We start from the raw sequence: 11,250 nt of genomic DNA on the forward strand, positions 1-11,250 counted from the left end.
CAGATGAGCAGCAGTGTGATGAGAGCGGTGAGCGGATAGGGGATGCCAAGCGGTTCGGCAATGAACTGCTGGAGCACGAGTACCACGAGGTAGAGCCGCGCGGCTGCACCGGTAAGTTTGCTAAGGAGAAAGAAGAGTGCCCCCGTGCGGTGGGTGTTTTCCCCAAAGCGTTCGCCCAGATAAGTGTAGATGGAGGTGAGTTGGAGGCGATAGTAGAGCGGTAGGAGCAGGAAAGCTACGGCTACATAGCCAAAGAAAAAGCCGGCGCACATCTGAAGGTATGTCATCTGAGTTGCGCCTACCCAGCCCGGTACGGAAATGAACGATACGCCCGAGATGCTGGCGCCTATCATACCAAAAGCCACCATCCACCACGGTGAACGGCGGTTGGCTCTAAAGAAAGCGTTGTTATCATGGCTACTGCTGCTTTTCCGAGAGATGAAAAGCAGCAGTAGGAAGTAGAACGCCAATGTCAACAGCATAAGTAGTCCTGTGGACATAGTTCGTATGTTAATGTGGTTGCTTAAAACCTGAGATAAAAATAATTAAAAGGATCAAAGCATAAATCATCCAGACTGTTGCTGCCGCACCTGCTGAAGCAATGGCCCATTTGCGCGCTTTGTTTGCTTTATCAAAAGCTTCTTCATATCGGCCCTTCCAGTAGAGATTCTCCACTTGTGCAGCGTAAACAATAGAAACTACGCCAAAGGGAAAGCAGCACATGCAGGTAGAAAGGATGGCCCAAACCAGATGATTATCGGGCATAGGAGGGCGTGAAGGCTGTTCGTTAGCAGCCTGCAGATAGTCTGGATTCATATATAGCTACAATTGATTATCTGAGCAAAAGACCTTGCGTCAGTCCAATGAAGAAGTAGATGATACCAATGACAACCCCACATATAGCAGCGGCAATGGCCCATGTCTTTGCACTGTTAGAGGCTGCTAAGGCTTCTTGGTATTGTCCTATTTGATAAAGTCCGTTTACCCTTGCAGCGTAAACAATAGAAACTACACCAAATGGCAGACAGCAGCAGATTGTAGCGAGAATGGCCCATACTAAGTAATTATCAGGAGGGGGTGGCATTTGCGGCGCTTGGTTGTATGCCTGCTGGTTATAGAAGTTGGGCTGAGCAACTTGAGGGCCAAATTGTGGGCCTTGCTGCGGTTGCTGAACTTCTTCAAGAACGTTGAAGATAGCTGCGAGTTCGGGCACTTGTCCAGCAGGTGTCCACTGCGCCATGCCTTGTTTCCAAACGAGCGTTGTAGGAGTTACTCCTAACTTAACCAGCTGAGATCCGTCAACAGGACCTTGCTGCACTTTGTTTACATCAAGATAGAAATATTGTTCCATAAGGGGATAAGTTTATCTAAAAAGCAAAAATATGTTATTTCATAGACCTATCCAAGGTTTTCTTTAGAAAAGTGGCTGACATCCTTATAGTCCGAGCAAATTTCGCAGTATCCACCACGTGAAAAATAGGACTATATATGTCCAAAGCCAATAACGATGATGGGTGAAACGCTTCAGTTGAGCTTGCGCCTTACCGCGCAGCAGCCAATCACTGAGAACGAGCAGAAAAAGATAGGGAAGGGCAAAGAGCAGAAAGAGGTTATAGTGGGCGGCATCCATAAATTGTCCGTGGAGCACGGCATGAGCTGCTCGCTGGAAGCCACAGCCGGGACAGTCGTAGCCAGTGACAGCTTTCACCACGCACTTTGGCGACCACTGTGTCTGCACTGGATCGAAAATAAACAGCAAAAGGCCGATAGCCACTATAACAGCAGCTATCAGCCAACGCTTGTTTCTAATTATTGTCTCTAAGAGGACGTTAGTTTTCAATATAGAAGTTGAGAGATGTAACTACGCGAACTTTCTTTATATACGGAGTATATTGGTCGCGGTCGTCTATTTCAAAAAGTCCCTGGGTTGCGCTCTTGATTTTGCCAATCTTGCTGTCGGAGTCCTTTGCGAACTTATCGGCAGCCTCGCGGGCTTTCTTCGTTGCTTCTGCAATCATCTGCGGTTTGATGGCGTTGAGTTTGGTGAAATCATACTGCACCTGATTGCTATAGTCGTCTCCGGCAATGGCTACACCCTTAGCGAGCAATTCGCCGACGCGGGGAATCAGTGAACGCACCCTATCAACTTGTGAAGTGCTTACTGTTGTCACGCAAGACAAAGAGAAGCGGTCACGATCAGAAAGGTCGGAGTATTGATTAGCTTTAAGGTCCGAAATCTGAGGAGCACCTACGCTGATTTCATTTGCAGGAATGCCGTTTGCTTGTAGCCAGGTTTTGATGATTGCATTGGCTGAATTAAGCTGGCGGTAAAGGTCTTGCATATCGTTGCTGGATGTCTTGAACATGATGGGCCAGATAACGTGGTCGGCCTTTACTTCTCTCTCAGCCAAACCTCGAACGTTGACGATGCGGTCCTGCCGAGAAAAACTTCTCAAGCCACAATAGAGGAATACACCTAAGATGGCGAGTCCTACAGCCAAGACGATGGATTCTACCTTTAAGTTCTTCATTTTTTGAAAGTTTTGAGTGATAAATAAAAAGTAACGAGCGACAAGGCAGAGGTAACAAAATGTGGTTACAATAAGTGGACTGTTCAACTGCTACTTCAGGCTTGTCACTCGTTACTATAAAATTATTTCTTCGGCGTTTCTTTCAGCGTCTCAAGTACGAACTGCCAATAGCGTTCTACCGACGGAATGTTGCAACGTTCGTTGGGCGTGTGCGGAGAACGGAGCGTCGGACCGAAACTTACCATGTCCATTTTGGGATATTTGGCACCGATGACACCACATTCAAGGCCGGCGTGAACAACACCCACGCGATTGTCAGTACCAAAAAGCTTTTTGTAGACATTCTGCATCAGTGCCACGATTTCGCTTTGCGGATTGGGCTGCCAAGCTGGATACTGATGAGCATAAGTAACCTTCATGCCCGCCATTGAGAACGCGCTCTCGATTGTCTCAGCGCAACATTCGCGCATGCTATCGCGGCTGGAGCGTACCAGTACTATAAACTTCGCTATCCCGTTTCCAATCTCCACGATACCAAGGTTGGAGCTGGTTTCCACTACGTCGGGGATTTCTGGAATCATACGCATCGGTCCGTTGTGGCAGGCGCAAATAGCGTTAACTAAGTTGTCGCCAATTTCAGCTGGCACTTGCTTAGCGGGGCGTTCCACGTCCTCGCAGAGGAGTTCGAGCTGCTTCTCAACAAAGGCAAACTCGTCAGTGAAAACCTTTTTCCAGTCGGCGATACAATCCTCTTTCAGCGCAGTAACATTCTCTTTCGGAAGCGTAAGTACCACTTCGGCGTGACTCGGAATAGCATTGCGCATATTTCCTCCCACCCAGCTGCAGAGACGTGCTTCGAAATTGGCCATAGCATCTTGAACGAGACGGCCCATCAGCTTGTTTGCGTTAGCGCGACCTTGGTTGATTTCCAAACCACTATGGCCGCCGAGCAAACCTTTGATAACCACTTTGACAGCTGCATCGCCGCCATCGGTTTCTTCTTCCTGATATTCCAGCACTGCATTCTGATCAACGCCACCTGCTGAACCGATAACCATTTCGCCCTCTGTCTCGTTGTCGAGATTGAGGAGAATCTCACCTTGCAAGGTGTCACTGGCCAGGTTCTCAGCTCCGTACATCGTTGTCTCCTCATCAGCCGTGATTAAGCACTCCAGCGGGCCGTGTTCAATAGTGTCGTCCTCGAGGATGCCCATCATAGTGGCCACTGCCATACCATCGTCCGAGCCGAGAGTAGTGCCTTTGGCCTTCACCCAGTCTCCGTCCACGTAGGTCTCAATGGGGTCAGTCTCGAAGTTATGGGTAGATTCTTTTGTCTTTTGCGGAACCATGTCTATGTGGCCCTGCATGACCACCATCTTGCGGTCTTCGTAGCCTTTAGAGGCTGCTTTGCGCATGATGATATTTCCAGCCTCGTCTTTGAAGGCTTCGATATTGCGTTCCTTGGCCCAATCCAACAGGAATTGCTGAGCCTTTTCCAAATGGCCGCTAGGGCGTGGTACCTGAGTCAGTAAGTAGAAATTTTTCCAAACAGCCTGTGGCTGCAAATTCTTGATTTCACTCATAATTATTATGGTTAAGAGTTATTATTAGTTGTTTTCTCTTTTGTCTTTCATAGAGAGGCGGGCAAATCCGAAAGCTCCGAGGAGCACCACAAGGCCCGTTTGCAGCGTGTGGACTACGAGGGCGAAGAGTATGGCCTCTTTCTCTGCCACTCCATAAAGGACAAGCATCGTTTTAACGGCGAAATGCCACGGTCCTGCCCCGTTAGGTGTTGGCACGAGTACGGCGAACATTCCTACACAATATATAAGGAATGCTTCGATAGGGTTGATGCCGCTTGTGAAGTTGAAGCAGAAAAAAGCAACGTAGAAATGGAGGTAATAGCAAAGGTTGATGCCGAAACTCATCAAGATGTAGAGTGGCAGATTACGAACATCTTTGAGGGAGAGCACTCCCGCCCAAAGATCCTTTAGCAAGTCGCGCCCACGAGAATAATAGCGACGGAGGAGAAATATGCATGCTCCAACGGCCATGATAAGACAAAGCACCGTGACGAGGTAGCCTGTGCTGGTGAATTGCCCGAAAAATCCGCGGAAGTCCATACCTGTGGTGCGAAGGAACTTGAGGAATACGGGGATTTGACAGAGAAAAGCAACCGCTGTGAGGAGAAGCATGACAAGAGAATCGACCATGCGCTCCGTGACAACCGTTCCGAGCGATTTTGTGAAAGAGATGCCATCGTATTTCTTTAGTGTGCCGCAGCGCGTCACTTCGCCTACACGAGGAATCACTAAAGAAGCGGCATAGCTAATAAAGATAGCATTCTCACAACTGCTGCGGCGCGGATGTTCGCCCAGCGGCTCGAGCGCCATCTTCCAGCGCCAAGCCCGGATTTGCTGGGCCAGAATGCCGAAAATAAAGGAGAAAAGCATCCACCCCCATTTCATCTCGCCGAACACACTACGGAAAAAGTCGCGCCAATCTGTTCCGCGGTACATCCACCACAGAATGCCCAGCCCAAAAGCAAAGGGCAGCGCCAGTTGCAGTATCTTCTTAAGAATCTTCAATGTGTTTCGTAGGGAAATGCGTACTTTTGTGACGTCTCCAATGCGAAGTTAGGACAATCTGCCCAATGTTCCAAAGAATTGTCTTCAATTTTTGCACAATCAGAGTAACCTACGTTTGCGTGGTTCCTTTCCGGTAACAATTCCGATATGTTGAAATCAGTAAGACCTAAGAAAAATCTCGGTCAGCACTTTCTGACCGACCTCCATGTGGCTGAGCGCATCGCCGACACCGTAGATGCCTGCCCGCAGTTGCCCGTTCTCGAAGTAGGCCCTGGTATGGGCGTGCTGACACAATACCTCTTGCCCAAGGACAGAGAGGTGAAGGTGGTGGAGATCGACCGCGAAAGTGTGGCTTACCTACTTGAACGTTGGCCCGAATTGCGGGATAACATTCTGGGCGAGGATTTTCTCCGTATGGACCTCAATACAGTATTTGACGGCAAGCCTTTTGTGCTTACAGGCAATTATCCTTACGATATCTCCAGCCAGATATTTTTCAAAATGCTCGACTACAAAGAGCTTATTCCCTGCTGCACGGGAATGATTCAAAAAGAGATGGCCGAACGCATTGCGGCACATCCCGGCACAAAGTCTTATGGCATTTTGAGCGTGTTGCTGCAGCGTTGGTACGATGTTGAGTACCTCTTCACCGTCGAGCCCGGTGTGTTCAATCCTCCTCCAAAGGTGCGCAGCGCGGTGGTACGCATGACGCGCAACGATATACACGAATGCGGTTGCAACGAGGTGTTGCTCAAGAAAGTAGTAAAGGCCGTGTTCCAGCAACGCCGCAAAATGTTGCGCGTGTCACTCAAACCGTTCTTTGCACAAACTTCACCCAACCGCGACCATACGGAGTTCTTGGCTCACCCCGAGCTGACGAAGCGTCCGGAGCAGCTCAGCGTGGACGAGTTTGTGGAACTAACTAATCGGATTGAGAAAGAAATTAGTTAAATCCTTCGAGGATTTAACGCTCTTATATTCTGTAAAAATAGTTCGCAGTCTGTACTCTCGAGAGTGGCTTAAAAATTAAATTGAAGTAGACTTGTGTTCAGACTCCTCTAATCTGACCGACCTATTCTATAAGGTTGTCGGAGAATAGAATAAGGCTGTCAGCTGATAGCCTTATTGCGTTTGAAAATTTCCTTATTGCTCAGACTGACACAATAAGGAAAAATATGGCTTGTCAGCACGTATTGATGGCCGAAATTATCTGAAAAAAGCACTTTTCCTACCTTTTTTCGCAAAAAACAAAGAGAAAAATGGTTTGTTCCTCTCTTTTTTCGGACGGTTCAACGTTTTCTCGTAAGAATCTTATGATGTGTTTTTCTGGAACGAAAAAGCGTGTTGTCAAATTAAAGGGCAGTTTTCTTAGCATTGTCGCGTCATTGCGCATACGGTTTTTGCCACTGATTTGATAAAAGCAAGAGTTCCGCCCTACGGAGATATTGTAGGGCGGAACTCTCATGATGATCTTTATTTCTAACTGCGTTGTAGCTTCTGTGGGGGAAGCTGAGGCTTAGAGTCGCTCATAGTCCCAGTCGTCTATGGCGCGTCCCCAGTTTTCATTGACCAAGCGGACGGTCTCGGGTTTGTAGGCATATTTGTTCTTCTTGTAGCCCTTCTTTGCATTAACGTATTGTTCGATGGCCGTATGCGCCTCGTCCCAACCTGGGAGTTGCAATGAGGAGTAAATATTTTCCGTCATGGCAAGTGCATCTTGCTCGAAGTCTTCAAACTTCACTTCGATGAGATTTCCCTCCGGGATGCAAACTTTGTCGGCCTGGTATTTGTCGTAGAGCTTCGTGTAAGTCGTCAGGATATTCTTCACGATTTCTTCCTCCGAGATGTCTTGCAGCTTGAGAGGCTGAATGGTATTGGTGAAGAAGGAACGCGTGGATTCAAATACGGTGTATGGATTTCGCATCAAGTAGATGAACTTGGCATTAGGGAACATCTTCACCAGCTCCTTTACGCGGCCCGTGTGGGGCGGGTTCTTGGAGAGAAACTGCGTGCCGCTGGTGTTCCAAAGGGCAATTTTGATGACTTTGATAAACTCCTCTTCGAAGCGCTTGAGTTCCTCCGGCGTGATGTCCTTGAAGAGCAAATACTTGTCGGCATATTCCTGCCAGTACTTCGGCAAGTACCACATATTATAATAGGTGTAGGGCATGGAATTTGTCATAGCAAATTCCTCTTCCTGCGGCAGGTCAACGGCCAAGTCCATGTTGTCCGTTGGGCGATGGCTCGGCATGAGCCACGACATATTTTTCTTGAAGAATGGTTGCCCAAACATCATGAGGTGGGGGAATACCGTTTGATAGGTCGTATTATAGCCAAAGTGCTTGTCGCAGGACAAAACATTGTGGACAAAGGTCGTTCCTGACCGCCAGTGCCCCAAAATGAATACGGGATCGTGCTTCAGCGGTTGGTTGGCCAAACGTTTTTGGTAACGCCTTTCTTGTATGGGTGCGAGCGTGGATAACAATCGGCAAACGGCAGTAGTGAGGCGATATTTTCCACGATAGCCCTTGTCGATTTCACGGCCTTGAAGAATTTCCTTATAAGTGTTCCAGTCAGCCCCTACAAGGTTGTTGACCGGCAACTTGTCGAATTGAAGAAGTCCCATAATAGTCTTGATTTTTTGCAAAGTTACATTATTGTGTGCAATATTCCTTTATGCTATTCAAAATAAGCAATAAAGGAAAGCTCCTCTTGTGTTGTGGAGCAGAAGTGTTGCATCTGAAAAAAACAACAGCGGAAAGCTCCTTTGGAGGCTTTCCGCTGTTGATAGAAATAGGTTGAAAACATCTATGAGCCGTTAGTCCAGTCCTTCCCACGAGGTGTAGGGCTGAAAGTTGGAGTTTTCAGTTTCTCCTTCAAGGATCTCGCCATGCGTATCCTGCTGGCGTGACCATTGCTCGTAACTTTCTTTGCTGGATATAATGAAATCGGCGAACGTGCTTCTTGTGCTTATGTTTATCACTCTGTTCTGGGGCTTTTTGTAGGCTTTCATTTATGTATTAATTCTTGTTGCGAAATGTTTTGTTTATGGGGAGGTGAACTATTCCTATTATTCTTGTCTCTTTCCGCTTTGTATTAAAATCTGTTTGTATGTGTAGCACACGCAAAATAAATATCAGCGATGCGCGGAGTTGAGATACGATTTATTGCTATAAATCTCTTTGTAAAAGTAAAGAGCAAGAAGGGTTCAGATCACTATAGAATCCTGAAGCAGGCGCAAAGGTAGGCTTTTGCGGTGAAAGGAAAAAGAAATAAAGACTTTTTGTGAGATTCTCCACGAGGCAGAGCAGTATGCTTTCGAGAGAAAAAAGTCTGACTCTTACCTAAGAAACGAGCAATCAAAAGGTATAAATAGACGCGAAAAGCCTGTTTTCAACGAATATAGTTGTAATTGTCACTTTACAATATTACTTTTGTCTATAAATAAAAAAGATTTTATGAAGACTTATTTAGTGACAGGAGCTGCCGGCTTTATCGGCGCAAACTATTTGAAGTATATTCTCAAAAAATATGAGGATGTTCGCGTGGTTGTTCTTGACCTGCTGACCTATGCGGGCTATCTCGGCACAATTGCTGAGGACATCGACCACGACAGGTGCGAATTTGTGCGTGGCGACATCGGCGACCGTCAGTTGGTGGATGAGCTCTTTACGAAATATCGCTTTGATGTGGTGGTAAACTTTGCCGCAGAGAGTCATGTAGATCGCTCTATTGAGAATCCACAACTCTTTCTTCAAACCAATATTCTCGGTACGCAGAATCTGCTCGATTGTGCTCGCCGCGCGTGGGTAACGGGAAAAGATGAGCAGGGCTATCCCACTTGGCAGTCCGGTGTTCGCTTTCATCAGGTTTCTACTGATGAGGTCTACGGTTCGCTGGGCGATGAGGGATTCTTCACAGAGGAAACTCCGCTGCAACCGCACAGCCCTTACAGTGCCTCAAAGACAAGTGCCGACCTCGTGGTGTGTGCTTATCATGACACCTACAAAATGCCCGTCAGCATTACGCGCTGCTCCAACAATTATGGACCTTATCAATTCCCCGAAAAGCTGATTCCGCTGATTATCAATAATATCCTTGAGGGTAAGCAACTTCCTGTTTACGGGCAGGGAACAAATGTTCGCGACTGGCTGTATGTGGAAGACCACTGTAAGGCTATCGACCTCGTGGTTACGAAGGGCAAAGATGGAAGTATATACAACGTGGGCGGTCACAATGAGCGGCAGAATATCCAGATTGTGAAAATCATCATCCGCACTATTCGCCGCTTGATGGAAGAGAATCCGCAGTTCCGTGTTCTGCTGAAGCGCCAAGATGGACTTGAGTGGATCAACGACGACCTTATCAGTTTCGTGAAAGATCGCCTGGGCCACGACCAGCGCTATGGCATAGATCCCAGCAAAATAAAGGCCGACTTAGGTTGGTTCCCCGAAACGACCTTTGAAGTAGGCATCGAGAAAACTATTCGCTGGAATCTCGAACACCATGATTGGATTGAAGATGTGAGCGGGGAAGATTATCAAGAATACTACGAGAGAATGTATAAATAAGAGCATACTTTCTCCTCTCCAGAAGTTATTTTTTGTTGTCACGTCGTCACGTCGTCACGATTGGGATTTAACTGCTTGACAGCGTAAGTATTATGTCTGTGACAACAGTGTGACAACAAAAAAGTGGGCGAAGGCGATTGAACGGCAGAAAAGCAGGACAGCCACAGAGTTCTTGTGAACCTGTGGCTGTCCTTATTGTAGTGGTGCTTACTTCTCGTTTGCGTTGAAACGCAATGGGGGAGTGAGCCGTTTTTTTACTTTCTGATGATTGTTGCCTCTCGATCCGGGCCTACGCTGACAATAGAAATGCGCGTGTTAAGTTCTCGTTCCAAATAGTCGATATAGGACTGGAAAGCTGCAGGGAAGTCGCGCTCGTCGCGAATTTCGGTAAGCGATGTTTTCCAACCAGGAAGATCTTCATAAACTGCCTCCCAGCCTTCTGTGTCGTAAGGCATCGTGGTAGTTTGTTCGTTGCCCTTCTTGTAAGCTGTACACACGCGGATGGTTTCAAAGCTGTCGAGCACGTCGCCCTTCATCATAACGAGATCTGTCACACCGTTGATCATGATGGCATACTTCAGAGCCACGAGGTCAACCCATCCGCAGCGGCGGTTGCGGCCTGTGACTGCGCCGTACTCATTGCCAATGTGGCGGATGGTATCTCCAGTTTCGTCGAAGAGCTCAACGGGGAACGGACCTGAGCCAACGCGCGTAGAATAGGCCTTGAAAATGCCGAAAACGCGATGGATGTGTCGAGGAGCAACGCCCAGACCCGAGCAAACACCACCAGCTGTGGTTGAAGATGAACTAACGAAGGGGTAGGTTCCGTGGTCTATGTCGAGGAGCGAACCTTGTGCGCCTTCTGCCAAGACGTTCTTGCCCTCTTCCAGGAGGCGGTTGATTTCGATTTCAGTATCGGAGAGTTGGAATTTCTTTAAGTATTCCACGCCTTCCATCCAGCGCTTCTCTTCTTCCGTAATGTCGTAGTCGGTGAAGTGTAAGTCGTTGAGGATTTGGATATGGCGTGCTTTTAGTTTGTCGTATTTCTCTTGGAAGTTATCGAGGATGTCGCCAACGCGAAGTCCCACGCGGGCAGCCTTATCTGAATAAGTCGGGCCGATACCCTTACCCGTTGTTCCCACTTTTGCCTCGCCTTTTGCCGCTTCATAAGCGCGGTCGAGCACGCGATGGGTTGGCAGGATGAGATGTGCGCGCTTGCTGATGTGCAGGCGGCTTGTGAGCGAGTAGCCAGCTGTTTCGAGTTCGTTTGCCTCAGCCATAAAGAGGTCGGGAGCAATGACGCAGCCGTTGCCGATAATGTTCACCTTGTTTTCATCAAAGATACCTGAGGGTATAGAGCGGAGAACAAATTTTTTTCCATCGAAGATGATGGTGTGGCCAGCGTTAGGGCCGCCTGCAAAGCGTGCAACGACGTCGTACTTCGGTGTGAAGTAGTCTACAACTTTTCCTTTGCCTTCGTCACCAAAGACAATGCCCAGCAGGGCGTCAACTAGATCGGAAGAGCACACGTCTGAACTCCAGTCACAGCGATAGATCTCG

At 47.8% G+C, this 11,250-nt stretch carries 11 protein-coding genes and 1 pseudogene; 2 read left to right on the plus strand and 10 right to left on the minus strand.

Features of this window, described 5'->3' with window-relative positions:
* From ABLA33_RS09335 to ABLA33_RS09365, 7 genes and pseudogenes are all read right to left on the minus strand, one after another.
* Positions 1-500: pseudogene (locus ABLA33_RS09335) on the minus strand (sodium:solute symporter); the annotation flags it as partial.
* 10 nt (positions 501-510) lie between these two features.
* Positions 511-816 (minus strand): CD225/dispanin family protein, encoded by a 306-nt coding sequence (locus ABLA33_RS09340; RefSeq protein WP_347720093.1) that lies wholly within the window; start codon positions 814-816, stop codon positions 511-513.
* A 16-nt stretch (positions 817-832) separates the two neighbouring features.
* Positions 833-1,351, minus strand: coding sequence for a CD225/dispanin family protein (locus ABLA33_RS09345; protein WP_347720094.1), 519 nt, complete (start codon positions 1,349-1,351; stop codon positions 833-835).
* 84 nt (positions 1,352-1,435) lie between these two features.
* Positions 1,436-1,840: a DUF2752 domain-containing protein gene (locus ABLA33_RS09350; RefSeq protein ID WP_347720095.1), complete on the minus strand. Its 405-nt coding sequence runs from the start codon at positions 1,838-1,840 to the stop codon at positions 1,436-1,438.
* A complete protein-coding gene (locus tag ABLA33_RS09355; protein ID WP_347720096.1) occupies positions 1,830-2,531 on the minus strand; it encodes an SIMPL domain-containing protein in 702 nt (233 codons plus the stop codon). Before ABLA33_RS09355 ends, ABLA33_RS09350 begins: the two co-directional genes overlap by 11 nt.
* A gap of 122 nt (positions 2,532-2,653) precedes the next feature.
* Positions 2,654-4,114, minus strand: a complete 1,461-nt coding sequence (locus tag ABLA33_RS09360) for an aminoacyl-histidine dipeptidase (protein ID WP_347720097.1) — start codon at positions 4,112-4,114, stop codon at positions 2,654-2,656.
* A gap of 24 nt (positions 4,115-4,138) precedes the next feature.
* A complete protein-coding gene (locus tag ABLA33_RS09365; protein WP_347720098.1) occupies positions 4,139-5,119 on the minus strand; it encodes a lysylphosphatidylglycerol synthase transmembrane domain-containing protein in 981 nt (326 codons plus the stop codon).
* A gap of 150 nt (positions 5,120-5,269) precedes the next feature.
* Here ABLA33_RS09365 and rsmA point away from each other — a divergent pair, with 150 nt between their 5' ends.
* Positions 5,270-6,070, plus strand: coding sequence for a 16S rRNA (adenine(1518)-N(6)/adenine(1519)-N(6))-dimethyltransferase RsmA (gene rsmA / locus ABLA33_RS09370; protein ID WP_347720102.1), 801 nt, complete (start codon positions 5,270-5,272; stop codon positions 6,068-6,070).
* Positions 6,071-6,635: 565 nt separating this feature from the next.
* Here the strand turns inward: rsmA and ABLA33_RS09375 are convergent.
* A complete protein-coding gene (locus ABLA33_RS09375; protein WP_347720099.1) occupies positions 6,636-7,745 on the minus strand; it encodes a sulfotransferase in 1,110 nt (369 codons plus the stop codon).
* Between the two features lie 192 nt (positions 7,746-7,937).
* Positions 7,938-8,102 (minus strand): hypothetical protein, encoded by a 165-nt coding sequence (locus ABLA33_RS09380; RefSeq protein ID WP_347720100.1) that lies wholly within the window; start codon positions 8,100-8,102, stop codon positions 7,938-7,940.
* 475 nt (positions 8,103-8,577) lie between these two features.
* Between ABLA33_RS09380 and rfbB the strand changes: the two genes are divergently transcribed.
* The gene (gene rfbB / locus ABLA33_RS09385; protein WP_347720101.1) at positions 8,578-9,690 is read left to right on the plus strand and encodes a dTDP-glucose 4,6-dehydratase; all 1,113 of its coding nucleotides are present in this window, start codon (positions 8,578-8,580) and stop codon (positions 9,688-9,690) included.
* 254 nt (positions 9,691-9,944) lie between these two features.
* Here the strand turns inward: rfbB and ABLA33_RS09390 are convergent, their stop codons facing one another.
* On the minus strand, positions 9,945-11,246 hold the full coding sequence (locus ABLA33_RS09390) for an adenylosuccinate synthase (RefSeq protein WP_347720103.1): 1,302 nt from the start codon (positions 11,244-11,246) through the stop codon (positions 9,945-9,947).
* Positions 11,247-11,250: the final 4 nt, after the last annotated feature.

The organism is uncultured Alloprevotella sp., from assembly GCF_963536905.1.
Taxonomy (GTDB): domain Bacteria; phylum Bacteroidota; class Bacteroidia; order Bacteroidales; family Bacteroidaceae; genus Alloprevotella.

Excerpts from the sequence above, each read along its gene's own strand:
- ABLA33_RS09375 (WP_347720099.1), bottom strand. The coding sequence starts at position 7,745 with ATGGGACTTCTTCAATTCGACAAGTTGCCGGTCAACAACCTTGTAGGG.
- ABLA33_RS09345 (WP_347720094.1), bottom strand. The coding sequence starts at position 1,351 with ATGGAACAATATTTCTATCTTGATGTAAACAAAGTGCAGCAAGGTCCT.
- ABLA33_RS09355 (WP_347720096.1), bottom strand. The coding sequence starts at position 2,531 with ATGAAGAACTTAAAGGTAGAATCCATCGTCTTGGCTGTAGGACTCGCC.
- ABLA33_RS09340 (WP_347720093.1), bottom strand. The coding sequence starts at position 816 with ATGAATCCAGACTATCTGCAGGCTGCTAACGAACAGCCTTCACGCCCT.
- ABLA33_RS09360 (WP_347720097.1), bottom strand. The coding sequence starts at position 4,114 with ATGAGTGAAATCAAGAATTTGCAGCCACAGGCTGTTTGGAAAAATTTC.
- rfbB (WP_347720101.1), top strand. The coding sequence starts at position 8,578 with ATGAAGACTTATTTAGTGACAGGAGCTGCCGGCTTTATCGGCGCAAAC.